Annotated in this window: 21 protein-coding genes and 3 pseudogenes; 14 read left to right on the top strand and 10 right to left on the bottom strand. The window is 38.6% G+C overall.

The window, feature by feature from the left end; genetic code table 11:
* From cyoD to ACEYX7_RS01455, 6 genes and pseudogenes are all read right to left on the bottom strand, one after another.
* Positions 1 to 324, bottom strand: coding sequence for a cytochrome o ubiquinol oxidase subunit IV (cyoD, locus tag ACEYX7_RS01480; RefSeq protein WP_374802758.1), 324 nt, complete (start codon positions 322 to 324; stop codon positions 1 to 3).
* Positions 321 to 938 (bottom strand): cytochrome o ubiquinol oxidase subunit III, encoded by a 618-nt coding sequence (gene cyoC, locus ACEYX7_RS01475; protein ID WP_374802756.1) that lies wholly within the window; start codon positions 936 to 938, stop codon positions 321 to 323. The genes cyoD and cyoC overlap by 4 nt, the downstream gene beginning before the upstream one ends.
* A gap of 4 nt (positions 939 to 942) precedes the next feature.
* On the bottom strand, positions 943 to 2943 hold the full coding sequence (cyoB, locus tag ACEYX7_RS01470; protein ID WP_374802754.1) for a cytochrome o ubiquinol oxidase subunit I: 2001 nt from the start codon (positions 2941 to 2943) through the stop codon (positions 943 to 945).
* Positions 2944 to 3042: 99 nt separating this feature from the next.
* Positions 3043 to 4107: pseudogene (gene cyoA, locus ACEYX7_RS01465) on the bottom strand (ubiquinol oxidase subunit II); the annotation flags it as partial.
* A gap of 294 nt (positions 4108 to 4401) precedes the next feature.
* The gene (locus tag ACEYX7_RS01460; RefSeq protein WP_374802750.1) at positions 4402 to 5268 is read right to left on the bottom strand and encodes an RDD family protein; all 867 of its coding nucleotides are present in this window, start codon (positions 5266 to 5268) and stop codon (positions 4402 to 4404) included.
* Between the two features lie 204 nt (positions 5269 to 5472).
* Positions 5473 to 8160 (bottom strand): TonB-dependent hemoglobin/transferrin/lactoferrin family receptor, encoded by a 2688-nt coding sequence (locus ACEYX7_RS01455; protein WP_374900126.1) that lies wholly within the window; start codon positions 8158 to 8160, stop codon positions 5473 to 5475.
* 120 nt (positions 8161 to 8280) lie between these two features.
* Between ACEYX7_RS01455 and ACEYX7_RS01450 the strand changes: the two genes are divergently transcribed.
* Together ACEYX7_RS01450 and ACEYX7_RS01445 are read left to right on the top strand one after the other, a co-directional pair.
* Entirely contained in the window at positions 8281 to 8886 is a 606-nt protein-coding gene (locus ACEYX7_RS01450; protein ID WP_374802746.1) for a biliverdin-producing heme oxygenase, read from the top strand.
* Between the two features lie 129 nt (positions 8887 to 9015).
* Positions 9016 to 10113, top strand: coding sequence for an IS4 family transposase (locus tag ACEYX7_RS01445; RefSeq protein WP_374900125.1), 1098 nt, complete (start codon positions 9016 to 9018; stop codon positions 10111 to 10113).
* Positions 10114 to 10292: 179 nt separating this feature from the next.
* On the opposite strand, the gene ACEYX7_RS01440 is transcribed toward ACEYX7_RS01445, so the two are convergent.
* Positions 10293 to 11759: an amino acid permease gene (locus ACEYX7_RS01440; protein WP_374802742.1), complete on the bottom strand. Its 1467-nt coding sequence runs from the start codon at positions 11757 to 11759 to the stop codon at positions 10293 to 10295.
* A 392-nt stretch (positions 11760 to 12151) separates the two neighbouring features.
* Here ACEYX7_RS01440 and ACEYX7_RS01435 point away from each other — a divergent pair, with 392 nt between their 5' ends.
* From ACEYX7_RS01435 to ACEYX7_RS01400, 8 genes and pseudogenes are all read left to right on the top strand, one after another.
* Positions 12152 to 12730, top strand: coding sequence for a Maf family protein (locus tag ACEYX7_RS01435; RefSeq protein ID WP_374802740.1), 579 nt, complete (start codon positions 12152 to 12154; stop codon positions 12728 to 12730).
* Positions 12731 to 12894: 164 nt separating this feature from the next.
* Entirely contained in the window at positions 12895 to 14349 is a 1455-nt protein-coding gene (gene rng / locus ACEYX7_RS01430; RefSeq protein ID WP_374802738.1) for a ribonuclease G, read from the top strand.
* A 204-nt stretch (positions 14350 to 14553) separates the two neighbouring features.
* On the top strand, positions 14554 to 14745 hold the full coding sequence (locus ACEYX7_RS01425; protein ID WP_374802736.1) for a hypothetical protein: 192 nt from the start codon (positions 14554 to 14556) through the stop codon (positions 14743 to 14745).
* Between the two features lie 125 nt (positions 14746 to 14870).
* A complete protein-coding gene (locus ACEYX7_RS01420; RefSeq protein ID WP_374806633.1) occupies positions 14871 to 15494 on the top strand; it encodes a PH domain-containing protein in 624 nt (207 codons plus the stop codon).
* Positions 15495 to 15621: 127 nt separating this feature from the next.
* A complete protein-coding gene (locus ACEYX7_RS01415; RefSeq protein ID WP_374806634.1) occupies positions 15622 to 15744 on the top strand; it encodes a hypothetical protein in 123 nt (40 codons plus the stop codon).
* 21 nt (positions 15745 to 15765) lie between these two features.
* Positions 15766 to 15906, top strand: a complete 141-nt coding sequence (locus ACEYX7_RS01410) for a hypothetical protein (RefSeq protein ID WP_374806635.1) — start codon at positions 15766 to 15768, stop codon at positions 15904 to 15906.
* Between the two features lie 104 nt (positions 15907 to 16010).
* Positions 16011 to 16796 (top strand): annotated as a pseudogene (locus ACEYX7_RS01405) (IS5 family transposase).
* A gap of 212 nt (positions 16797 to 17008) precedes the next feature.
* Positions 17009 to 18370 (top strand): CitMHS family transporter, encoded by a 1362-nt coding sequence (locus ACEYX7_RS01400; protein ID WP_374806637.1) that lies wholly within the window; start codon positions 17009 to 17011, stop codon positions 18368 to 18370.
* A 75-nt stretch (positions 18371 to 18445) separates the two neighbouring features.
* Here ACEYX7_RS01400 and ACEYX7_RS10940 read toward each other — a convergent pair.
* Positions 18446 to 18760: pseudogene (locus ACEYX7_RS10940) on the bottom strand (IS30 family transposase); the annotation flags it as partial.
* A gap of 57 nt (positions 18761 to 18817) precedes the next feature.
* Between ACEYX7_RS10940 and ACEYX7_RS01395 the strand changes: the two are divergent.
* Positions 18818 to 19198 (top strand): helix-turn-helix domain-containing protein, encoded by a 381-nt coding sequence (locus tag ACEYX7_RS01395; RefSeq protein WP_374806639.1) that lies wholly within the window; start codon positions 18818 to 18820, stop codon positions 19196 to 19198.
* Between the two features lie 68 nt (positions 19199 to 19266).
* On the top strand, positions 19267 to 19569 hold the full coding sequence (locus ACEYX7_RS01390) for a transposase (RefSeq protein ID WP_374900132.1): 303 nt from the start codon (positions 19267 to 19269) through the stop codon (positions 19567 to 19569).
* Positions 19570 to 19652: 83 nt separating this feature from the next.
* Here ACEYX7_RS01390 and ACEYX7_RS01385 read toward each other — a convergent pair whose 3' ends face one another.
* Both ACEYX7_RS01385 and ACEYX7_RS01380 read right to left on the bottom strand, forming a co-directional pair.
* Positions 19653 to 21056: an APC family permease gene (locus ACEYX7_RS01385; protein WP_374802730.1), complete on the bottom strand. Its 1404-nt coding sequence runs from the start codon at positions 21054 to 21056 to the stop codon at positions 19653 to 19655.
* A 390-nt stretch (positions 21057 to 21446) separates the two neighbouring features.
* Complete coding sequence (locus ACEYX7_RS01380; protein WP_374806642.1) at positions 21447 to 22739, bottom strand: MFS transporter; 1293 nt, start codon at positions 22737 to 22739, stop codon at positions 21447 to 21449.
* A 445-nt stretch (positions 22740 to 23184) separates the two neighbouring features.
* Between ACEYX7_RS01380 and ACEYX7_RS01375 the strand changes: the two genes are divergently transcribed.
* Complete coding sequence (locus ACEYX7_RS01375) at positions 23185 to 24432, top strand: class I SAM-dependent methyltransferase (RefSeq protein ID WP_374802726.1); 1248 nt, start codon at positions 23185 to 23187, stop codon at positions 24430 to 24432.
* A 62-nt stretch (positions 24433 to 24494) separates the two neighbouring features.
* Positions 24495 to 25475 carry a phenylalanine--tRNA ligase subunit alpha gene (pheS, locus tag ACEYX7_RS01370; RefSeq protein WP_374900131.1) on the top strand — a complete coding sequence of 327 codons (981 nt, stop codon included), beginning with the start codon at positions 24495 to 24497 and terminating at the stop codon, positions 25473 to 25475.
* The last annotated feature ends 9 nt before the right edge of the window (positions 25476 to 25484 follow it).

Here is a 25484-nt window from a genome sequence, read left to right as displayed (position 1 = left end):
TTACAGCATCATGTTAAGGTGTAGGTAATTCATAACCCATACCGAACCAATCAACAAGATTGCGATGGTCAAAATGGTATAGATAAATGCAATAGTATCCCAGCGTTGTTGCTCGGAACCATTCAAATGTAAGAAAAACACCAATTGGATAAATACTTGTGCGATACCCGCAATGGCAACAGTAGCAAGTACTGCACCCCCACGCATACCTGCCATTACCATACCAAAAGGAATTAAGGTAAGGATAACTGAAAGCACAAAACCAATGGTATATTGTTTAAAGCTACCGTGTGCTGCACCTGGGTTGTTTACATCATGGCTCATACAAGTACTCCACCTAAATAAACAATACTAAATACACAGATCCACACGATGTCTAGGAAATGCCAGAATAAGCTTAAACAAGCCAAACGACGAGTATTACGCAGTGTCAAACCTTGTGTTTTGATTTGATACATTAATACTAACATCCAAACCAAGCCAGAGGTGACGTGGATACCGTGTGTACCTACCAATGTAAAAAATGCAGATAAGAATGCACTCTTACTTGGACCATAGCCTTCGTGTACCAAATGATTGAACTCATACAATTCCATACCGATGAACGATGCACCAAATAGGAATGTAATAATCAACCATTTTAAAGTACCAGCTACGTTATTTTTATAACGTGCTAATACTGCAAAACCAAAAGTCACTGATGAAATCAAAAGTGCCATAGTTTCAACAAGTACAAAGCCCAATGACTCACTGAAGAGTTCGTGTGCACTTGGTGTGCCAGGTGGTACATGACCACTTAGCACGACATAGGCGATAAAGAGTGTACCAAACAAGATAAGGTCACTCATCAAGTAGGTCCAAAAACCAAAGACGGTCAATTCTGTATCATCATGCTCATGATGACCGTCATGGTGATCGTGATGAATTACGTCAGCCATCGTCTTAGTCCTTCTTCAAGTGTTTTTCAAGCAAAGCATGACGTTCGTTTTCAATACGTTCAACCTCAGCAGCAGGAACATAGTAGTCCACTTCTTTGGTAAACGAACTGCGAATAAACGTAATAATCGTTGCAACGAAACTTACTACTACTAACCACCAGATGTGCCAAATCAAAGCAAAGCCCAAAATAGTGATTAACATTGCAAGCACAAAACCAGCAGCTCGATTGGTAGGCATATGGATATCTTCATATTTTGCAGGACGCTTATATGCGATACCATTTTGCTTATCTTCCCAAAAACGGTCTTGATGTTCACCATTTAACTCTGTTGCAAAGTTATAAAATGGAGCAGGTGAAGAGGTTGACCATTCAAATGTACGACCAGTACCCCATGCATCGCCTGTATAATCCATGGTTTCTTTACGTTTTAAGAAACCAACGATACCAGACAAAATTAAGCAAATTGTACCGATTAACACTAAAATAGCACCAAACATTGCAATATTAATATAAGGTGTCCATTCTGGGTTGTCATATGTGCTTAAACGACGTGTCATACCCATAAAACCTAGGATATACAATGGCATAAATGCAAAATAGAAACCAAAGAACCAAAACCAAAACGCAGTTTTGTTAAAGGTTTCATTCAATTTCCAACCAAACATTTTTGGCCAATAGAAAGTCAAACCTGCAAAGATACCAAATACTACACCACCAATAATTACGTTATGGAAGTGAGCGATAAGGAATAATGAGTTATGTACCAAGAAGTCCGCTGGTGGAACTGCCATCAATACACCTGTCAAACCACCGATACCGAAAGTGACTAGGAAGCCCATTGTCCAGTACATTGGTGAAGCAAATGTAATCTGACCACGATACATGGTAAATAACCAAGAGAACATCTTCACCCCTGTAGGAATGGCGATAATCATGGTCATGATACCGAAGAACGCGTTTACATTCGCACCTGCACCCATAGTGAAGAAGTGGTGTAACCAAACGATAAGTGACAAAATCGTAATTGCAACAGTTGCATATACCATTGATTTGTAACCGAAGATTGGTTTACGGCTGAACGTAGATACGATTTCAGAATATAAACCAAATGCTGGCAATATCAAGATATATACTTCAGGATGACCCCATGTCCAAATCAAGTTTACATAAAGCATTGGACTGCCGCCAAGCTCGTTTGTAAAGAAGTGGAAACCGAAATAACGGTCAAGGGTAAGCATAGCAATGGTTGCAGTCAATACTGGGAAAGTTGCGATGATCAATGCACACGTACATAGAGTAGTCCATGTAGAGATTGGCATATCCATCAACTTCATACCAGGCGCACGCATCTTAATGATGGTCACAAAGAAGTTTACACCTGTCAGCAATGTACCCAAACCAGACACCTGAATCGCCCAGATATAGTAATCTACACCAACGCCTGGGCTATATTCGATACCAGAAAGTGGCGGATAAGCCATCCAACCAGTTGCAGCGAATTCACCCAAAGCAAGAGATGCCATGACCAAGCCCGCAGCACCAGCAAATAACCAGAAGCTTAACGAGTTAAGTAAAGGGAAGGCAACGTCACGTGCACCAATTTGCAATGGCAAAGTGATGTTGAACATACCAACAACTAGACCCATCGCCACGAAGAAAATCATGATTACGCCGTGGGCAGTAAAGATTTGGTCGTAGTGTTCAGGATGTAGATAGCCTTCGCCACCTGGCCCTGCAAGGAATAACTGCAAACGCATCATGAATGCATCAGCATAACCACGCAATAGCATGATGATCGATACCAAGAAATACATGATACCAATCTTTTTGTGGTCAACTGTGGTAAACCATTCTTTCCACAAATAACCCCAAAGTTTAAAGTAAGTGATCCCCGCAGCAACCGCTAGGCCACCTAGGATCATCATGCCAACGGTTACCAATACGATAGGATCGTAAGGAATTGCACTGGCACTTAATTTACCCAATAAGAAAGATGTTGACATATCTTACTCTCCAGAAGACGCTGGTAAAGAGCTTCTACCTGCCACAGCATTATCAGCAACTTGCTTGTTTACATCAGCTTGTTGTTGCTCTACAGTATTCTGAACACTGCCTTCAGCTTGTGCTTGTGGCATATCAGTGGTATGTGCTGCATGACCGTCTTTGCCATGGTAATTACTCATATAGTGATTGATTACACTTTCGAATAATTTTGGCTCAACGCTTGAATAATAAGTCACAGGATGCGGTGCAGTTGGATACGGCTTCATTGCTTGTGCAGCAGCGATCGCTTTTTCGTCTCCAGATGCTTCAGCATTCTTCAAAATTGCTTCGATCTGATGCTTAGAACGGTTACCATCGCGTAGACTTTCAAATTCAGTTTTGTCTAATAAACCTTTTTGAATTGCTTTAGTACCTTTTTCTTCATCAACAACAATAGAAGCACCTTGACCTGCTTTGATGGTATCTACCCATTGTGCAAAATCAGCATCGGTCACACTATGTGCTTTGAAACGCATTTGTGAGAAACCATAGCCACTATAGTTAGCAGAGAAACCACGGTATACACCAGGATTGTCTGCGATCAAGTGTAATTGCGTCTGCATACCCGCCATCGCATAGATTTGACCGGCCAACTTAGGAATGAAGAATGAGTTCATTGTAAAGTTAGAGGTAATACGGAAGCCGATAGGATGCTTTTCAGGGAAACGTACTTCGTTCACTGTCGCAATATTTTGCTCTGGATAAATAAATACCCATTTAAATTGTTCAGCAACGACTTGAATCACTAAATCTTCTTGATTATCTTGTGCACGTGATTTGTATGGATCATATTCATGTGAACCAGTCCAAGCCAAGTAAGCAAGATAAGCAATAATGATAATTGGAACACCCCAAACTACAACTTCAATCGCTGTAGAGTGTGCCCATGTTGGTTGATAGTCTGCGCCTTTGTTCGATTTACGATACGTCCAACCGAAGTACAGTGCCATAAGAATTGATGGAATAACAACGAGCAGCATTGCATAAATCGCTGTCATCATCAAACCAGATAAACCTTTGGCTACTGGACCTTCTGAGTTAAGAAGTACTAAATCACCGCCACAACCTGCCAAAAGCAGTGTCGCGGTTATCAAAGACAATACAGCTAATGTCTTTTGTCTCATAATACAACCTCGGTGAAGAGAGACCCATTGAAATGAGCTAACCATAGCAATGAAAAGTGTTTTTTTGAGAAAAAAAGCCCTTTTCTTGTCACGATAATTTGCTACATTATGACTGATTAAGCCAAAATTAGCTATAACAAAAAACTCATAAAGATGGAGGAAAACCATAAAAAATTACAACGTTATCTCATTTTTTATCGCTTATTGGTTTTTTTGTATATAATATTATGATTTTAATAAGAAACTAAATATAAAACCTTGCGTCCTTGCAAGGCATTTTGAAATTTTAAATGCTTATTTTTTATTCACAACGACGCTTTTTACAACTCTGTCATGCAAAGCTTGTTTGTGTTTTCCGACTGCAAACAAATAGCTGATTACGCTAGGAATAAAAGCAAAAAACCAATTTAGGGTGATAAATAATAAACTGCGTAACAAGAAACCACGTACAAAGCCGATATTGGTTTGCTTCTCGGCATCAACGATTTGAATTCGCATGACTTTTTTACCGATACTTTGTCCTGACGTATGGATGAGATAAGCCTGCAAAGCCAACATAAGCAAAATATACAAAATCATACTGCCCCAACCAATCATGGGTACAAGATCCAAAATTGCCTGACGCGTTTGTAGCGATGCTTCTGCATTGCCGCTCAATAACTGTGCAGTCATTTGGCTTTCAAGTTGTAAGCCTTTTTGATAGTCTGCACTGCTCATAAAAGCGGTGACAAAAAATGAGGCAGGAATCCACAAGGATAAATCGATTATTTTTGCAAATAAACGTTGAGAAATACTGGCAAGACCTGTTTGTGTAGAGGCGGTGTCTTGATCATTTTTATGAAGATTGACATGTTGTTGAGTGGTATTCTGTGCACCAATTTGTTCAGCAAAACTTTGTGGTTGAGTAGGGTTGTTGGAGTGGTTCGCAGTCGAAGTGTCTGTGCCATGTGATTTTTGCAAATCAATAGTTGTATTGGTTTGTGTTGTGGGTTGATAAGAATATTGTTGTTGGGTCATCTCGCCAATAGTTTTCCATTCACTCATGCCCTTATGCCACATCAAATCTGTAAACAAAATTTGACCGTCACGTAACATCTGATTGAATTCGTCTAAACGGTATGGTCCTGCTTGCTGATTGTTTCTTGCTAAATAAATTTGCATAAATTACCCAAAAACTCAAAAAATTAACCACAACATTATAAAGAGCATCGTGTTGAGATGCTAGTTTTGTGTCCATATATGGGCTTGGATTTGTTTTATCTTTGTAAATTCAACTTTAGCCTTAAATATGTATTGACTCTGCTAAAATCAAAAATAGCCCAATATGACATTGAGCTATCTTTAAATATCGATTGTCATCCCAGATTAGAATTTGTATTCCAAACTGATTGCATAGTTACGTCCTGGTGCAGTATAGCGATTAAAGCCATGACCAGTACCACCACGTCCGATATCAACCATGGTGTTTGCATTGATATTGTTAAATTGGCGTAAGCTTTCCCAAGGGATATATTTTTGATTGAAAATATTGTACACCCCAGCATTTAAGCTCAAATTCTGCTGAGCACCAAAGCGTTTTGTACCATATATATCAAACAATACCGCTGTCTTACTGCGATCAATATGTTGATATGTATCAACATAATCTTCATAACCTACGACAGTATTTTGTGTGCGAGTATATTTGCCAGTAGTATCATTGTACTCATAACCCATATATTCACAACCATCATAAGCGGCAATATCTGCTGGACATTCAGTTTCTTTCACTTGATTGATTTCACGACTTTCTAAAGTCTTGGTATCTTTGGCTTTCTTGCGATACAAGACACGCATTTTTCCGTGAAGCTCCCAACTTTGGTCAGGTGATAAGTAATCTGCTGAGAACATCAAACTGTTTGGCACAGCTGCCAAAGTATTAATGGTTTTTTTGCCGCTACTATCACTGTCAATAATGGCTTTATCTTGTGCTGTATGATAATTGACAGAAAGACTTAAATCGCCATTGAGTTTGAACAAGCGAGATACGTTGCTATCAAGACCCAATTTCAAGCCTTTCACTTGTGCATCATCTAAGTTCATTGACTGCATACACGTCAATCTATTGGTACAATGATTGGTTGCACCACGCCAGTATCTGGTGTGAATAAAGTCACGGTATTTTGTATAATATCCACCAACAGTAAGTGTCAAATCATCTGTTGGTTTATATTGCAACTCAAGTTCTTGGTTAAATGATTTCTCAGGTTTTAAATTATAGTTAGGCACTTGTCTTGCACCCAAACCCTCAAACTGACTATAAATTTGTGTCACAGTTGGAGCTAAAAAGCCCGTACCCGCTTTATAACGTACATTTAATCGATCTGGAATCGCTGCCCAATCTAAGCTACCTGCATAAGTAAAATGATTAAAGCGACTCTTTGGCATAGATTTTCCTGCACGATAATTGGCACAGTAGAGCGTGCTATTAAACTCGTTTTTGCAGATACGTTGTGTCAGATCAATTTCACTGAATCCATAAGTGTTGTTCTGTAAGTAAGGCTGATAATGATAATTGTCATAACGCAAGCCTAATGTCGCTTTTAAACAGTCATTGATTTGAACATTATCTGTCACGGTGAAATGATAATGCTTTTTCTTTGCATCAGGGAAAGTCGCTGATAAATGGTCAGCAATCGTTTTATAGCCTAAATAAATGCCAGAAATCTGATAGTCTTGACGTACAAAATCGGTATTGAATGCAAGTTTATGTTCACCAAAACGATTTAAGTCAATCGGCTGTAATGCTAGTTTTAAGCTGAATTGGTCTGCATTGGTCTGAGTAGGGCGGTATTCACGGTTTGATAATGTGACCCCATCTTTTGCCAATACCATTTGATGTCCCGCATCAGTACAACGCCAAGAGGATACTTTTGGGTCAGAACACGCAAATTCACGGTCATAAATCCATGTATCAGCAATGCCTTGCACTTTGCTACGATTATAATCGATATTTACACTTTCCAAAAAAGGCACAGCATCAGGCTGATAGCGATAACTCAAACCATAGCTTTGCATTTGTTCCTTATCGTGTGCTCTGCGTGTAGTACCACCCAAACGAGAGCCTGATGTTGCATTGGCACTGTCTGTATTCATGTCATTACGCTGTTGTTGCCAGTAGCCTTGCAGACCGATACGATGACTATCATTCAGATTATAGTAAAATTTGGCCAAAGCACTTTCACGTTTATAGTCCAAAGGATTTGGGTAGATAAGCGAGCGGCTAGAATTGGCAGCAGGCATTTCTTCTTCGTTAAATATATAGTTTGGGCTGATACGCACACGATCAGAAGGTCGCATATTGTGGTTTCTGGTTTCACTGCCATTACGTTGTGCATAATTGACTAAAAACTCAGCCTGATTCCATACACCTGCTAAGCCAACGGCACTGAGTAATTCTTCATTTTTATTGGCATATCCAGTCTTAACATAGCCACCTAGATTTTTGCCATCTTGTAATAAATCGTGCGGCATTTTTGTATCATAACTCACCGCACCACCGACCGCACCAGAGCCACTGGTCAAACTATCCGCACCTGCGGTAATGCGTACCGACCGCATCATTTCTACATCGGGATTAAAACGCCCTTCATACATATAGCCATAAGGGGCATAAATTTCGTTGGCTTCGGCTTCTGGTAGAGCGATGCCGTCAATGTTCATGGCGACACGATTGCCATCTACACCACGAATTGCAAAGCCTTTATTGCCATAACGACCTACTTCAGCCACATCGACTTCATTATTATAACGCACCAAATCTTGACTATTATTCACCAATTCCTTGGATAATTCTTGGGCGGTTTTGACCGTTTCGGCTAATTTTTCCTGTTTAGCATCGGCAACAATCTGAATTGTACCCAAGTCATGCACGGTTTCGCTATTGTTGCTTGTTGCATTAGGTGGTGGAGTAGTTGTCGATGTATTGGCATAGCTGAGCTGAACAGCAACTAAAATCGCTACAGTTAAGCTACTTTTGTAAAAAAATGCTGATTTTTTGTCTAAATTATGCATATTCAAGTCCAATAATGTAAAAAAATGCATGTTAATGATATTGAAAGTGAGAATAATTATCAATATAATTTAATGGAAATTTCAAAAAAATTTTCTTCAGCCTAAATCAACGGAGTATCTATGAATTCAATCGTAAATATCGAAAATTGGACAGCGCTACAACAGCTAGCATTCAGCGAAGCACTCAAAGCCCATTCACGTACGACGCATGACAGTGTGGATCATGCGGTGATGTCGAGCGAGCCTTTTGCCAGTGTGGAAAATTATGGCAAATTTTTACAGGTGCAAAATGAATTTCACCAAAGCCTAAAGCCGTTATATACAGCAGAAGATTTAAACCAACAATTCAATGACTTGGCATCATTACAGCGTGCTGACCGTGTCGAAGCCGATATGCAAGCGTTAAATGTTGAACCAGCAAAAATTGATGTGGCTCGCCCACAGCCTACAGGGGCAAAGCGTATTGGTTGGTTATATTGTGCCGAAGGGTCAAATGTCGGTGCGGCGATTTTATACAAAGAAGCCGGCAAAATTGAACTGGATGAAAATCATGGGGCGAGTCATTTGGCTACACATCCAGATGGTCGTATGCCGCATTGGCGTGCCTTTAAAGCCCAATTGGATGCGTTAAATTTAAGCGATGAAGAAAAGCAACAAGCTTTGTTAGGGGCGGATGATGCTTTTGCTTATTTTAAACAAGTATTAAGAGCGGTTTACCAAAAATAATTTTTGCGTAAATCAAGCACAAAAAAGACAGCGTTAAGCTGTCTTTTTTTATAAATGGATTCTGAGTACATGACAAAAATAAAAAAAGAGTTATAATTCATGTTGTTAAGGTAAGTAATTATAACTCTCATGCACAACCATACCCAAATTTTAAGCGAACTTCAATACATTTTTTCAGCTTGTCAGCATAAAATTGATGCTAGACGGATCAAATTCTTAGCATGGCTTATTCTCGCTTTATGCCAAGTGCAAAGCGTTAATTTTCAAAAGCTCGCCACTCACATTGCTGTTCATGCACAAACTTCCAGTAATTATCGTAGAATACAGCGATTTATGTCTAGTAACAGCCTACCAATGATGGTGGTCGCTAAAATTATTTACGCTTGTTTAGGTCGCAAGGGAGGAAATATCCTTATTATGGATAGAACCAACTGGAAATTGGGTGAGCAAAATATCAATATTTTAATGTTAGCAATTAAACACAATAATGTAGCCTATCCATTGATGTTTAAATTATTGAATAAACGTGGTAATTCAAACACTTGTGAAAGAAAAGCTTTATTGAATGATTATATTCAATGGTTTGGTTTGGATAGTATTGAGCATTTGCTTGCAGATAGGGAATTTGTCGGCAAGGATTGGATTAACTATTTGGAAAATAATAATATTTCCTATGTTCTTCGTATCCGCAATAATTTTAAAATCAGCAAAAATGGTACACGTAAATTTTGCGTATCACAATTGCTTTGGGGCAGAACGCCAGATCATATTTACCATAGTCAGCGTAAATTGCTAGTGGTTTCCAATTGGTGCTATATTTCAGTAATGAATCAAAAAGATGATAAAGGTAAAAATGATGCAGTGATTTTAATCAGTAATTTAAAATCAAAAAACCGATTAGACTTATATAGCCATCGTTGGCAAATTGAATGTTTATTCAAAGGATTAAAGTCATCTGGCTTTCAGCTTGAAGATACACATGTCAAAGAAATTGAATGTTTACATACTTTGATTTCTGTAACTCTGCTTGCTTTCGCATGGTGCTATAACATTGGTGAGTATGTACATCAGAATATACAAAAAATCAAAATTAAATCGCATGGCAGACGTGCTGAAAGTGTATTCAAATATGGTTTAAAATGCTTATGCCGTTTCTTAATCAGTGGCTATAAACCGAAAAATCTCTCGAACCTTGATTTGTTCAAGAGATTTTTGTCATGTACTTAGAAATGGATTGTTAAACAAATGGACAATATTAAGTTACAAAAACCGTTCGTGGTGATGAGAGTTATAGCTCGCAAGGAACCATGACGGTTTTCCGCGACCTTTCGACAAGCTCAGGGTGAACGGAAAACTATATTTAATTTTGTCCTTGTACTTATAGACAAAACATCATTAAAAAATAATCAATCTTTTGTGAGTTTTAATGGTTGCACATCCATATCTTGATAGCTGATGACTTTGGTTTTATTTTTATACTTATAACCTAACCATACTGCTAAAAATAATGGAATGGTGATGTATGTTGCAACAATGCCTTTCCAATCAATGGTTTCACCGACAAAGGCTTGATAGTTCTGTCCCAAAGTAATGAATAAGCAAAGTGCAAATGCAAACAATGGACCAAATGGGAATAGTTTGGCACGATAGCGTAATTGATTTAAATCATTGCCTTGTAATATATAGGCTTTGCGGAAACGATAATGTGACACAGCAATACCTAGCCATACGATAAAGCCACACATACCAGACATATTCAATAGCCAAAAGTACACGTCTTTTTCACTGATAAAATAAGTCAAAGTACATAGTGCAGCAATGGCAGCGGTGGCATATAGTGCATTCATTGGCACACCACGGTGATCTAGTTTGGCAAAGATTTTTGGTGCACGTCCTTCGCTTGCCATACTCCACAACATACGTGTAGATGAATACATGCCTGAGTTACCTGCTGATAATACTGCTGTCAATATCACTGCGTTCATCACACCAGCAGCAAAGGCAAGCCCTGCTTTTTCGTACAATAGCGTAAATGGTGATAGTGCAACATTATTGGTTTCAGCAGCAGCAAGCAACATCGGGTCTTTATAACTAATCAATGTACCAATAATAAAAATACACACGATATAAAACAGTAAAATACGCCAAAAAATCTGTTTAATTGCCAGTGGAATGGTTTTTTCTGGATTTTCAGATTCACCCGCTGCCACGCCAACCATTTCAGTGCCTTGGAAAGAGAAGCCTGCAATCATGGCAACACCAATCATAGCTTGTAATCCCCCTGCAAAAGGGGCATCCAAATAAGTCCAATTATGCTTGAGCTGTGCAATATCAGTGGTCATGATATTAAAAATCATGAAAATACCTAAAACGATAAAGGCAATAATGGCAACGACTTTGACCAAAGAGAAATAAAACTCTGCTTCACCAAAACCTTTGACACTCAATGCATTAATCGCAAAAATAACCGCTAAAAATATGACACTCCAAACGACTCCAGCAACATCAGGAAACCAAAACTTCATGATAAACTGTACAGCAACCAGTTCAAAAGCAACAGTAATCGCCCAGTTATACCAGTAGTTCCAGCCTAAGGCAAAGCCAAAACTCTCATCAACATATTTACTACCATAAGTAAAAAATGCACCTGAGCTTGGATAATGTGTTGCCAACTCACCTAAGCTCGTCATTAAAAAATAAATCATTACGCCAATCAGTGCATAGGCAAGCAAAGCACCACCAGGTCCTGCGTTGGCAATGGTCGAGCCTGAAGCGAGAAATAGCCCTGTACCAATTGAACCGCCAATCGCAATCATATTTAGATGACGGGCGTTGAGCTTACGCTCAAGATGTTGAGTCGAAATTTCAGCCATTGGCTAATCCTTGGGAGATAAAAATCAATAAATGACCAAAAATATTTTTAAAGTCATGAAAATTCAGCGATTTACTATGACAAGTAAGCACTTGCTTTTGGCAATATCTTTGTATTAAAGCAAAGTAATTTTCCAGCAGGGTAGAATAATTGAGAAAGCTTTTACATACAATCAATAATTCAGGTTGTCCGTGCAAAAAATTTACAATTCATATGTAATTTAACCAATTATGCTGTGTAGAACATTAAAGTCGGTGATTGTTGTTTGATAAATCATGCGGTGATGACATGGATTCTTTCACTTTGCATTTACACCGATCAAGAAAAAAATCTAAAATACATCAATTTCGCTGAATATCAGCCTCACCATACAGCACGTCTTATAGGTTCAATATGCATACCACACCAGCACAAATTATCTTGGCATCACAATCACCACGTCGTAAAGCACTTTTAGAACAAGTCGGTATTGATTTTACTGTACACGTGGCGGATGTTGATGAAAGTGTATTGCCCAATGAGCGTGCTGACCTTTATATAGAACGTGTTGCCAAACAAAAAGCACAAGTGATCGCAGATATTTATCCAGATAGCATCATTATTGCGGCAGATACGACGGTATGCCTTGGACAGGACATTTTCGCCAAGCCTTTAGATTTTGCTGATGCGTGTCGGATGTGGCAGGCGATGTCTGATACACAGCATCAAGTAAAGACGTGTATTGTTTTACAACAAGGTGATCAGCAGTATCATCAAATCATCACAACGCAAGTGACTTTTAAAAAGTTAAATCATCATGAAATGCAAAAATATTGGGAAACTGGTGAGCCGCAAGACAAGGCAGGTGGCTATGCTATTCAAGGCCGTGCTGCAGCTTGGGTAAAACATATTCAGGGTAGCTATAGCAATGTAGTTGGTTTACCCTTATTTGAAACCCTACAATTATTAGAAAAATTTCAAGCCACATCATGACTTATTTTCTTGTTCAAGCCATGCTATCATAAGAAAAATTTATGTCGATCCGATTGTTTAGCTACATTAGATAAGCTATAACACCATGAAATTATTGTTTTTTGCCTAAGCGACAGGCACAGCTTTTTAGATATTTTAAAATTGAAATAAAATAGGAAAATCTGATGGCAGATGAATTGCTGATTAATGTCACACCGATGGAATGTCGGGTGGCTTTGGTCGAGAATGGTACGGTCAATGAGTTATTTGTTGAGCGTAGTGCTAAGCGTGGCTTGGTAGGTAATATTTATCAAGGCAAAATTGTACGTATTTTGCCAGGTATGCAGGCGGCTTTTGTCGATATTGGACAGTCGCGTACCGCATTCCTACATGTTAATGACATGGTATGGACTCGCGGGCAGGCGATACCGAATATTTTCGAGCTATTACATGCAGGGCAGGTGTTGCCTGTGCAGGTGATGAAAGATATGCTGGGTACCAAAGGAGCGAGACTGACTACAGATTTATCTATTCCGTCTCGTTACTTGGTTTATATGCCTTTTGGGCATCATATTGGCGTGTCTCAGCGGATTGAAAATGAAGAGGAGAGAGAAAGATTACGCAGTTTGATTGATGGGTTAAAACAGCAACATCAACTCAAAGGCGGAATCATTGTTCGTACAGCAGCTGAAGGTCTGGATGAGCAAGTGTTGAGTCAAGATATGACTTATCTCGCCAAATTATGGGATTTTGTACAGCGTCGCCAACAGCAAGTACAAGTCACAGAGGCTATCTTTGAAGAGCTTCCTTTGCCACAACGTATTATTCGTGACTTGGCAAATCCTGAGACTGAAAAAATCTATGTTGATTCACGAGAAGTTTTTCAAAAGCTACAAACTTTTGTGGACGAATTTGTGCCGAATATGAGTAGCCGCTTGATTCATTATCCAGGAGAAAAGCCACTATTTGAGCTGTATAATATCGAAGGAGATATTCAAAAGGCATTAAAGACACGTATTGATTTAAAATCAGGTGGTTATCTGATGATTGATCAGACTGAAGCCATGACCACAATTGATGTCAATACGGGTTCTTATGTTGGTGGGCGGAGTCTTGAAGATACGGTATTCAAAACCAATCTTGAGGCGACGGAAGTCATCGCACGTCAGCTACGACTACGTAACTTGGGTGGTATCATCATCATTGACTTTATTGATATGCAAGAAGCTGAGCATCGTGAAGAAGTGATGCGTATCTTTGAAAAAATGTTAGAACGTGATCATGCCAAAAATAAAATCACCCAAGTATCTGAATTGGGCTTGGTGGAGATGACACGTAAACGTACACGCGAGTCGTTAGAGCATCTACTTTGTGAAGCATGTCCAACATGCCAAGGTCGTGGCTACGTAAAAACTGCAGAAACTGTATGTTACGAAATATTTCGTGAAATTTTACGATATGCAAGAGCTTACCAAACCAAGCGTGCTTACACAGTAGTCGCCAACCCTGTAGTGATTGACAGTCTATTGACTTCAGAAGCAACCAGTGTCGCAGATCTAGAGCATTTTATTGGTGGAATGATTCAGTTTCAGGTAGAAAATATTTATACTCAGGAACAATACGATATCATTTTAAATTAGCAAAACTGCTCAAGGTGTAACAAAATATGGTCAATGCTTTGTTACATCTGATATTTTTCTTTCTGTGCTTTAATTGTTATGCTTAATTTATCGATTTAAGGTGAAATTGAATGTCGTCATAAAACCGACATTTAAAAGCAGTAAATTGATAAATGAACTTTATTATTATCTATGGCATAGATATTTTGCACAGAGAGAATAACTATGAATACGTCCAACTTCAAGCCAAACCAATTAGTGTTTCAGCCAGATATTGTTGCGATTGAATATGATTTTTTAAATTGCTCAATGCAAATCGAAAGTGGTGAAGTAGTCAAAATCACCAAAGACATGGTGCAAGATGCTTGTTCAAAATTATTGCATCGTTGCGAACAATCACAAAATTTAGCACATTAATGATTTAATCACCACTTATCATTTGGCGATAAATTATTGCAAAATGACAATTGATGCAAAAAATCATCCTATGTTAGTATGACCATGGTGCTTGACTGAGCATCATAACTACTGGAGAAAATAGGATGTTTAAAAATTTTGCTTCTGATGCCTTGGGGCTGAGTGATTTGGGAAAAATTATTCCCCCAAGCCAATATCAGCAGACCGACGCAGATGACTATATTTTTCATGAAGATAATGAAAAGATTTATTTTCTGATTAAATCAAAAACGGATGAATATTGCTTTACCAATGTCGCATTTATCCACCTAGACGGACAGTCAGCAACCAGTAAAAAGCGTCTACTAAAACGCTATCCTTATCGTTACCATCAACCTGCTAATGTCATGATTGAAACCGCTGGAACCATTGATTTGGATGCAGAGTTGAAATTTAACTTGGGCGGTATGGCATTCTCGATTGATATTGATAAAAACCAAATTGAACAGATTCGTGATATTTATAAAGCACTCACTGCGATTAGTGAGCAGTGCAAAGTTATCGATCAGCAAGAGCATATTCTAAAGAGTACTTTTGATAAAGTGACGAATATGATTGATATCAAGACTATGCCTGAAACTATTTTGCTGAATCTACCTGATATTATCAATCAAACTGTTTTACAAATCGAATCGGGATATAGCCAAAGATTGTCACAAATCCGTAAATATGATTTTGCTGATGTTTTTGAGCATTATATTCATCGTTAATCGTAATATGATATTGAAAATAAATGCCATATCATGATTATTGTATGGCATTTCTATAAAACCATTCACCGTAAAAACAAGGATAACATCATGGAGCAAGATTATCCTTCATTGGCGATAGGTGTTGATGCCATTTTCATTGCTTGTGCCACAACACGCTACAGCACAAGCAAAAGTCAGTAAAAATCCAATTGTCTTGACACAAGGTGTATTGCAAATAGTTGATAACCAAGCGATTTTATTACAATAAAAAACTATTGCGGGTATTGCCATGCCCAAAGAAGGCACAAAATTAACTTTGACTATAGATGACAATTTGGACAATACATCAAAAGTGGATTATTTTTTGCAAGCTTTATTCTCCAAGCTAATCGTTTGGCAAGAGATTGCTATCACCAGAGATGAGCGTTAATCAAATTTGATATAACGATAAATATCATCTAAGAACCTGTTTACGATTAAAAGCTAGGGTATAATATCATCAACTTACAAAACAAAATTTTTTTAAAGGTGACCATGAGACAACCCTATCCAAGCGACATCAGCAAAGAACAATTTAAACACATAGAACCAATATTAACAAGCGTTAGGAAGAAAACAAAACCTGCCGTAATAGACCTTATGACGTATTCTGTGCAGTCAAATACGCCCTAACCACAGGCTGTCAATGGCGGAATTTACCGCATGACTTTCCAAAATGGCAAACGGTTTACAGTTACTACCACAAATGGAATGAAGTTGACGGACATGGCAACAGTGCAATCAGCACTGCTTTAAAAAAATCTAGTGAAAGAACATCGAATAGACGATGACCGAGCAAGCAAAACCAGCTTTATCATCATCGACTCACAAAGCATTAAAAATACGGATACGACAGAACAGCGTAGATTTGACGGTGCAAAGAAAATTAAAGGTATCAAACGTCACATAGCGGTAGATAGTCAAGGCTTACCTCATGCAATAGTGATTACCACCGCCAATGTGATAGACAGAAATGGTGCAATTAACCTCATCAAGATGATTTTGCAAAAGTCGTAAACATCATGGTAGATGGTGGATATCAAGGTATGAGCTTTGAGCTTGCTGTTCAAGAAATATTGGGCGACATAGTCAGTGTAGAAGTTGCCAAAAAAAAGTGATATTGCTAAGGGTGAAATCACACCAAAACGCTGGGTTGTTGAAAGTTCATTTTCTTGGCTTGATAAGTGTAGAAGGCTTTGTAAAAATTGTGAGAGAAAGCTGAATGCAAGTTTGCAGATGATGAATTTAGCTTTCCTTTGTCTGCTCTTAAAAAGATTGTAAACAGGTTCTTAAAGGTTGTCTAATTAAACTTGACCACTACACTTCTTTGTTTCAATCCCCATGAAAAGTGTTGAGAGTGGGGGATTATTAGTTAAAAAATTATTAAGAAAAAATAACTTTTAGTTAGACTAAGGCATGATTTTTTCATTTACAGACATGAGGTCACATGATAAGATGAAATGATATTGATATTTGTGTAAAGGAATACAGCTATGTTAGCGTTATTTGGTATGTTGATTGTGATTGGGTTTATGGCACTAATCATGACTCGAAAAGCCTCACCATTCACTTCCCTTGTATTAGTACCCTTGATTGTTGGTTTGGTAGCAGGGGCAATGCACTTGGGACACTTTGCTATTAGCGATATTCCCAAGTTTGCTATCGCTGGTATGATTAGCGATGCTGACCTAAAAATTAAAGGGGTTGCTGGTACCGCCCTAATGTTGTTGTTTGCAATTTTGTATTTCGGCTTAATGTTAAGTGCAGGTCTGTTTCAACCATTGGTTAATTTGATTGTGAGGGTGGTCAAAGGCGATCCCCTTAAAGTGTTGGTGGGTACAGCAATTCTAGCACTTGGTGTTTCTGTGGATGGTGATGGCTCAACCACTACTTTGGTGGTATGTGCTGCCATGCTACCTATATATCGTAAGCTCAATATGAAAATGATGGATTTGGCAGTACTGATTATTTTAGCCAATTCAATCATGAACCTATTGCCTTGGGGTGGTCCGACGGCTCGGATTATTACTGCACTCAAGGTTGATGAGGGTGAGCTATTAAGGGCGATTATCCCAGGAATGATTTTGGCATCGCTTTGGGTTATTGGTGTAGCAGTAATTCGGGGTTTGTCAGAGCGAAAACGCCTAGGCATTACGAACCTTGATACCACTGGTATGGCTCAAATTATTGATACACCGCATGATGATGATGCCAAATTTGCTCGTCCGCATTTAGTGTGGGTAAATTTTGCCTTGACGGTGTTGGTAATGCTAGAACTAATCTTTGGTGGAATGTGGATTTTCCCTAAGATGAATTCAGCGTTAATCTTTGCCATCGCACTCGCCATTGCTTTTGTGATTAATTATCCCAAGCAAGCTGACCAACGTGAAATCATCGAAAAATATGGCTCATCGGCGGTGCAAGTGATTTTTATGGTACTGGCGGCTGGGGTATTTATGGGCGTATTATCAGGCACAGGCATGAGCAATGCGATGGGTGAGGCATTGGCGACATGGATTCCTGAGAGTTTTGGTAGCCATTGGCCTTTGATTGTGGCATTGGTATCTGTACCAGGGACATTTTTGTTAAGCAATGATGCGTTTTACTTAGGGGTATTGCCTGTACTAAACCAAGTGGGTGCAAAATATGGCTTTAGTTCAATGGATATTGCTATCGCTTCAACGGCAGGACAAGCTTTTCACTTGTTAAGTCCTTTGGTTGGCTTTATTTATCTGCTTTTGCAATTAACAGGCATAGAGATGGGTAAGTGGCAAGTACAATCCGCAAAATGGGCGATTGGGATTTTTGTATTATTCTTAGTTGCGATGTTTACGATGGGCGGTGTGCGATTATAATAGAATCTTTAAAATTTTTGTTACACAATCGTAGAAAGTCATCTGCTAAGATGGCTTTTTTATTGGATGGCGGATTCAACAATGAAGTGCAACGCACCCGAAATTAGATTTTACCTCAAGGGGCGTTCTAAAACCTAGCACTTTTCTAGGACGATTGTTTAAATTATCCTCAGTCACCTTTACCATCTCATCAGACACCTTATCAAATGACATTGACTTAGGTAAGAACTGACGAATTAACCCATTCGTACCTCGCTCCCATCAATGGTAAGGTCGAGCAAAGTAAATATCAGCATCGAGTTTATCCGCAATCGTTTCATGCAAAGTGAACTCTTTGCCATTATCGAAAGTAATGGACAGTGCTTGTTCATTGCTAAGTAATTCAATACAAGTATAGTAAATTCTGCATTATAATGGACAAGCATATTTAACAATAAGTAAGAAACAATGTCAAACACACTTAACCAAGACCTAAGAAAACGTGTCATTGCCTACTGGGAAAGAACAGGTCATAAAAGCAACACAGCAAACACATTTAACATATCTCGTACCACATTAGACAGTTGGATAAATCTTTACAAAGAACAAGGCAATGTTAAACCCAAACCGACTGAACGCACAGGTGTCAAACCCATTATCACCGACCTTGTTGCCTTTGAAGACTACGTCAAATCACAAGAATTTGACACAGCTAAACAACTAAGAGAGCAATACCTAAAAGACCACCCTGATATCAATATATCATACAATGCCTTTGTAACAACCCTGCATCGCATCAACTGGTCATTTAAAAAAAGACATTCACCTTTAAACAAGCAGACGCAGTAAAACAAGGCTTATTCGTCGCATTTTTATTGTTGCTAAGACTTGCCTTTGAACTTAGCAACATTCTGTTGATGGATGAAACAGGTTTCTACCAAAGACAGAGTTATCAGCGTAGTTGGTCGTCCGTTGGCAAGCCATGTTATGCTAAAATTGATGCTAATCGTGGCAAGCGTTTAAATCTGATTGGGGCAATGAGCCTTGCTGATTTAAAACAAGTTGCAAGTTTGTATAATCTCACGTTGTTGTATCTGCCACCTTATTCGCCTGAGTTAAATCCTATTGAGAATAAATGGGCTGTGGTGAAACAAGATGTTAGATTAAAAATAAATCAGTTTGATTCTTTAAGAGATTGTGTTATTCATTGTGCAGTTTAATTTAGGATTTACTATACGTTAACAAAATAGTAGCCACAAAAAAAGGGCATTACTGCCCTTTTTTGAAAAGATTTGACTAATAATTAGTTCATATGCTTTTCATCATGCTTATACTGTGGTGGTAATTGCTTAAAGCCACGAGTTAAGTAAATCAAATATACCAAACCAATTGCCGCCCAACCTAAGCCCATTTGAATAGCAATCAGGTCTGCAGAGATCCACATTGCCACCACACTGATAAAGCCTAGTGCAGGAATAATCAGATACATCAAAATATCTTTTGGCGTGTTGTATTGCTTATCACGAATCACATAACGTGCAATCACGGATAAGTTTACAAAGCTAAACGCAGTCAATGCACCAAAGCTAATCAAATGCACGATAGTGTCAAGGTCGGTAAAACCTGCTGTCAATGCCACTGCACCCGCAATCAAAATATTATATGTTGGGGTAAAGAAACGTGGACTGATATGACCAAAGATTTTCTTATTGATGACACCATCACGACCCATTACATACATCAAACGAGATACACCAGCGTGTGCAGAAATACCCGATGCCATTACTGTAACAATCGCAAAGCCAAGTACACCAGCTTGGAATGCAGAACCGCCCACTAGCAATAAGATGTCTGGTTGCGTACCATCAATATCTGGGAAATAAGTATCAGGTGTTTTAGGGAAGTAGATTTGCATAAAGTAAGTGCTGATAATAAACACGATACCTGCGATCAAAGCTGTCAAGAAAATTGCTTTTGGTAGCGTTTTACTGACATCTTTGGTTTCTTCAGCCAATGAACTCAGTGAGTCAAAACCTGTAAAAGAGAAACAAAGAATTGTTGCACCCGTAATCAATGCACCCATACTTGCTATTTCAGTCCAAAACGGTGCTAGGCTCCATAATTGATAGCCTTCAGGATTGATTGTACCATCGGCGTTGATACCAACACTCAACTTACTGTAGATCAACCAAGTAAACACACCAATCACAATCAATTGCACTAAAACGATCCAACTGTTGAAATATGCAACAATCTTTGAACCTAAGATGTTAATGCCTGTCATAAAGGCAGTTAAGCCAATTACCCAAACCCATGCATTGATATTTGGGAATAATGCTTCTAGATAAATCACCGCCAAGATAATATTGACCAAAGGTGATAATAAATAATCTAACCAAGATGACCAACCCACCATAAAACCGACATTCGGATGGATGGATTTTTGGGCATAAGTATAAGCAGAACCTGATGATGGATAGCGACGAATCATCGCACCATAGCTTAATGAAGTGAGTAGTACTGCAATCAATGCAATAATATAAGATGTCGGTACGTGTTGAACGCTTGCCTCAGACACCATACCAAAAGTGTCTAATACCGTCATTGGTTGGATATAAGCCAAACCAATAATAATGATGTGCCAAAGTCCAAGCGTACGCTGGAGTTTTGCTGGCGAAGATGTAGCTGTAGTTGCCAATGGCGTCATCCTCTAAACTGTTAATTAAGGACCGCAGTATATTAGAATCAACGGACTTGATTCTCCCCCTTGTGTTGCAATGATGGCAAATGGAATTTCGCCCCACAAAACCTTGCAATACGATAAAAAAATAAGCCCACACCTTATAAAATTACGATAAGATACCTAAAATTACAAAGCGTGAACTGATATTGAGCAATCATATACAAATTTTCAGAAAATACGACCTTTTTTCGGCAAAAAACTTAATTTTTTTTGCCAAATTCATCAAATTTCAATACTTTTGCTCAAAATAAAAGCAAGTTAGCCAGTAACTTGCTTTTATGGTTAAGAATTTAAAATAATTCAATTATCAGTAAAATTAATGATTAAAATCAATAACATTACTTTGATTAAGCCTTATAGTTGGCGATTGACATCAATATCCTTGGTCTCTTTGAGAAATGCAAAAGCAATCAAAGACAATGCAGCAGCTGCCACCATATAAAAGCCGACATATGCCAAACCATAATCTTTGGCAAGTGATGTCGCAATCATCGGGGTAAATGATGCACCCAAAATCGCTGCAAAGTTAAATGCCAATGATGAACCTGTATAACGTACTGATGTCGGGAAAATTTCTGACAATACAGTACCAAGTGGACCATATGATAAACCTATGGTTGCCATACCCAAGCAAAGGAATGCGAATACACTAGCCATATTTCCTTTAACCAATAGGATAGGCAGGATTAAGCCCAAGATTGCTACGATTACACAGACAATGATTGATGTGGTTTTGCGACCCAATTTTTCAGCCATTATTGCACTGATTGGAATAAAAATGGCAAAGGCAAGTGTTGCGAGCGTCGTCATTTTTAAGAAGTCACCACGACTATAACCCAAAGCTTTGGTTCCCCATGCCATTGAGAATACTACCGTGATGTAGAACACGACAAATGCTGAAACCGCTGCCAAGATACCAACCAGCAAAACTTTCCAGTGATTTTTAAATACTGCCGCAATCGGTACTTCTTTTTTCTCTTGTTTGTCTAAAACACGTTGGAAAGCTGGGGTTTCGTGTAATTTTAGACGAATATATAAACCTACAATGACCAATAATGCACTGGCTAAAAATGGAACACGCCAACCCCAAGACATAAAGTCTTGTTCACTGAGCATCATACTTAATAAAATAAAAGAAGTGTTTGCCAAAATTAAGCCAAACGGTGCACCGAGTTGCGGGAACATACCATACCAAGCACGCTTATTTTCAGGGGCATTTTCAGTGGCAAGCAATACCGCACCACTCCACTCACCACCCAAGCCAATCCCTTGACCCAAACGACACAAAGCCAATAGTAATGCAGCAGTAATACCAATATCATGATAAGTCGGCAAAAGACCAATTACTACAGTTGAAATACCCATGGTGAGTAGTGCAGCGACAAGTGTTGCCTTACGCCCGATACGATCACCAAAATGTCCAAATAATGCAGACCCAAACGGACGTGCTAAGAAAGCAATCGCAAATGTCGCTAATGATTGCAATGTTGCAGCAGTATCATCACCTGGCGGAAAGAATAAGTGTGGGAAAATCAATACTGCAGCGGTGGCATAGATATAAAAATCATAGAATTCGATAGTTGTACCAATCATACTGGCAGCAAGTACGCGTCCCTTAGAATTGACTGGTTGTGCTGTGTCTTGCATAGATACACTCCTTTGGTTTCAAGACGATGGTTCTTACAGCAATCGCCATTTTCGTTAACATTTATGCAAAAATGTGATGATGTGTTACTGTAATGTATCTATACTGACAAAAAAAGATAAAATAAGGAATAGGGTGAATAAAAAAAAGTCATAACACAAAAAATAATCTATATTTTTCAGTTCGTTATATATTCTTGTGTGGTAAAAATCTTATTTTTTGCTATGTCTTTTATCTTAATGCTATGAATTTGTTATCATTTTTGGGATAAAGTTTTTCTTTTAAAAATGAAAAGACTGAAATATAGCAACAAAAACAATAATTTTAGACGCTACAGTTTTTTGGACACGATACATATGATTGAACGTAAATTTATAGGTGGGTATTGCATAAAATCTTACCTAAAAATGTTATGATATACCCAGTTACTTCACTGATATGATGACGATGTCAAACCTAAATACCGTAAATGTAAATGCTACACAAAGCACCGCCCAGCAACAATTTATTGCCGAAGTTTTAACAGCTTGGCAACAGCAACAATTAGAAAAAATCATTTTTAGTCAATATCGTGGCGAGCAAAGTGACTTAGAAAAAATCACTTTGCGTGCGATTGTGCTAAAAAATCAACCGCATTTACAAGCCACATGGCGTTATAAAACCAATGATGTGACCAAAAATTACGCACAAGATGAATGCGAACAAGTTTTAAATGACTTTTTAAATCATTTTAGACAAGCCAATGCGTTCTTAACAGGGCAAGAATTACAACTCAAATTTAAAAAACAACAGTGGCAATTGCTACACAGTAAAAGCAAAAATGTCACTAAAGTTATTGAAAATAATGATTTAAATCAATCGCATAATCGTGAAAAGAAACGCTATGTCAATGCACAAGCACCGTTTTTACAGCATCTTGGCATTAATGACCATCAACAACAGCTTATCGCCAGTATGTCGAGAAAATGGAAACAAATTAATAAATTTATTGAGATTTTCTCAGGGGCGATTAAAGAAGCCAAATTGGTGACGGATGCACAGCAAGCACAAGATTTACATGTGGTAGATTTTGGTTCGGGCAAAGGCTATTTGACTTTTGCGGTGTATGATTATTTGCGTGAACATGGTTTTAGCCCAAAAGTGACAGGCGTTGAGTTACGTGATGAATTGGTACAATTTTGCCAAGATACTGCTGAGCAAGTTGGTTTTGATGCGTTAAAATTTTTCCAAGGCGATGTCCGAAGTTATCAACCTGAGCAAACCGATGTGATGATTGCATTGCATGCTTGTGATATTGCGACAGATTTTGCCATTCATACGGGCATTCGTTTGGGTGCAAAAGTGATTATGACCGCACCATGTTGCCACAAAGAATTGCGTCCACAGCTGAAATCACCTGTGATTTTACAGCCGATGTTGCAATTTGGCGTGCATCAAGGGCAACAAGCGGAAATGCTCACCGATAGTTTGCGTGCGATGATGTTGCAAGCTTATGGTTATGAAACCAAAATTTTGGAATTTGTTAGCCTTGAGCATACCAGTAAAAATAAAATGATTTTGGCGATTAAAAAGCATGCTACACAGGATTTAAATCAACCTGATGCGACAATGATGGCAAAAGTAGATGAATTAAAACGTTACTATGCCATTGAAAAACAAACCTTACAGCAGTTATTGAGCAATACAAATGCTTAGAAAACTGCTAAACTATAGCGATTTTTATTGACTTCAACCCATAGAGAAGATTTATGACTGCACTGTCAATCGATGCTTTAATGCAAGAGGCACAAGTTGCCATTGCCAATGCCCAAGATTTAGCCAGCCTTGACCAAGTTCGTGTTCACTTTACTGGTAAAAAAAGCCAATTGGCAGAATTATCCAAATCTTTAGGCAAAATGGATGCCGAACAACGTAAAACTGAAGGTGCAAAAATTCATGCTTTGCGTGAAAGCATTACCCAAGGTTTGAATGAACGCCAACAATTTTTACAACAACAAGCTTTAAATGCCAAGTTGGCAAGTGAAAGTATTGATATTACGTTGCCTGCATGTGGACAACAAGCGGGCAGTATTCACCCAGTGAGCCAAGTACAACAACGTTTGACGCAGTTTTTTACCAAAGCAGGATTTAAAGTCGCAGAAGGTCCTGAAGTCGAAGATGATTATCATAACTTTGAAGCGTTAAATATTCCAAGTCATCACCCTGCACGTGCCATGCACGACACCTTTTATTTTGATGCCAAGCATTTATTGCGTACCCATACGTCAGGCGTGCAAATCCGTACTATGGAAGTGAGCAAACCGCCGATTCGTATTATTTGCCCAGGTCGTGTGTATCGTTGTGATTCAGACCAAACGCATTCGCCAATGTTCCATCAAATGGAAGGCTTGTATGTAACAGAAAATACCAATTTTACCGAATTTAAAGGTATGATTATCAATCTGTTACAAGCATTCTTTGAAAAAGAATTGACCGTACGTTTCCGTCCATCTTATTTCCCATTCACTGAGCCAAGTGCCGAAGTGGATATTATGGATGAGCGTGGCAAATGGTTAGAAGTGATGGGTTGTGGCATGGTGCATCCAAGCGTATTGCAACAATGTGGCATCGACCCAGAACAATATTCAGGCTTTGCCTTTGGTCTAGGCATTGAGCGTTTTGCCATGTTGCGTTATGGCATCAATGATTTGCGTATGTTCTATCAAAATGACGTGCGTTTCTTGGCACAATTTGCATAATCGCATTGG

Source organism: Hubeiibacter jixunmingi, assembly GCF_041928215.1.
Classification (GTDB): Bacteria; Pseudomonadota; Gammaproteobacteria; order Pseudomonadales; family Moraxellaceae; genus Acinetobacter.
The sequence above is the reverse complement of the archived record's forward strand: the minus strand, read 5'-3'. Positions and strand labels throughout refer to the sequence as shown.

What these genes read in the sequence shown, in the direction of transcription:
- cyoD (WP_374802758.1), bottom strand. Translation starts at nt 324, where the DNA reads ATGAGCCATGATGTAAACAACCCAGGTGCAGCACACGGTAGCTTTAAA.
- cyoC (WP_374802756.1), bottom strand. Translation starts at nt 938, where the DNA reads ATGGCTGACGTAATTCATCACGATCACCATGACGGTCATCATGAGCAT.
- cyoB (WP_374802754.1), bottom strand. Translation starts at nt 2,943, where the DNA reads ATGTCAACATCTTTCTTATTGGGTAAATTAAGTGCCAGTGCAATTCCT.
- ACEYX7_RS01460 (WP_374802750.1), bottom strand. Translation starts at nt 5,268, where the DNA reads ATGCAAATTTATTTAGCAAGAAACAATCAGCAAGCAGGACCATACCGT.
- ACEYX7_RS01455 (WP_374900126.1), bottom strand. Translation starts at nt 8,160, where the DNA reads ATGCATAATTTAGACAAAAAATCAGCATTTTTTTACAAAAGTAGCTTA.
- ACEYX7_RS01450 (WP_374802746.1), top strand. Translation starts at nt 8,281, where the DNA reads ATGAATTCAATCGTAAATATCGAAAATTGGACAGCGCTACAACAGCTA.
- ACEYX7_RS01445 (WP_374900125.1), top strand. Translation starts at nt 9,016, where the DNA reads ATGCACAACCATACCCAAATTTTAAGCGAACTTCAATACATTTTTTCA.
- ACEYX7_RS01440 (WP_374802742.1), bottom strand. Translation starts at nt 11,759, where the DNA reads ATGGCTGAAATTTCGACTCAACATCTTGAGCGTAAGCTCAACGCCCGT.
- ACEYX7_RS01435 (WP_374802740.1), top strand. Translation starts at nt 12,152, where the DNA reads ATGCATACCACACCAGCACAAATTATCTTGGCATCACAATCACCACGT.
- rng (WP_374802738.1), top strand. Translation starts at nt 12,895, where the DNA reads ATGGCAGATGAATTGCTGATTAATGTCACACCGATGGAATGTCGGGTG.
- ACEYX7_RS01425 (WP_374802736.1), top strand. Translation starts at nt 14,554, where the DNA reads ATGAATACGTCCAACTTCAAGCCAAACCAATTAGTGTTTCAGCCAGAT.
- ACEYX7_RS01420 (WP_374806633.1), top strand. Translation starts at nt 14,871, where the DNA reads ATGTTTAAAAATTTTGCTTCTGATGCCTTGGGGCTGAGTGATTTGGGA.
- ACEYX7_RS01415 (WP_374806634.1), top strand. Translation starts at nt 15,622, where the DNA reads ATGCCATTTTCATTGCTTGTGCCACAACACGCTACAGCACAAGCAAAA.
- ACEYX7_RS01410 (WP_374806635.1), top strand. Translation starts at nt 15,766, where the DNA reads ATGCCCAAAGAAGGCACAAAATTAACTTTGACTATAGATGACAATTTG.
- ACEYX7_RS01400 (WP_374806637.1), top strand. Translation starts at nt 17,009, where the DNA reads ATGTTAGCGTTATTTGGTATGTTGATTGTGATTGGGTTTATGGCACTA.
- ACEYX7_RS01395 (WP_374806639.1), top strand. Translation starts at nt 18,818, where the DNA reads ATGTCAAACACACTTAACCAAGACCTAAGAAAACGTGTCATTGCCTAC.
- ACEYX7_RS01390 (WP_374900132.1), top strand. Translation starts at nt 19,267, where the DNA reads ATGGATGAAACAGGTTTCTACCAAAGACAGAGTTATCAGCGTAGTTGG.
- ACEYX7_RS01385 (WP_374802730.1), bottom strand. Translation starts at nt 21,056, where the DNA reads ATGACGCCATTGGCAACTACAGCTACATCTTCGCCAGCAAAACTCCAG.
- ACEYX7_RS01380 (WP_374806642.1), bottom strand. Translation starts at nt 22,739, where the DNA reads ATGCAAGACACAGCACAACCAGTCAATTCTAAGGGACGCGTACTTGCT.
- ACEYX7_RS01375 (WP_374802726.1), top strand. Translation starts at nt 23,185, where the DNA reads ATGTCAAACCTAAATACCGTAAATGTAAATGCTACACAAAGCACCGCC.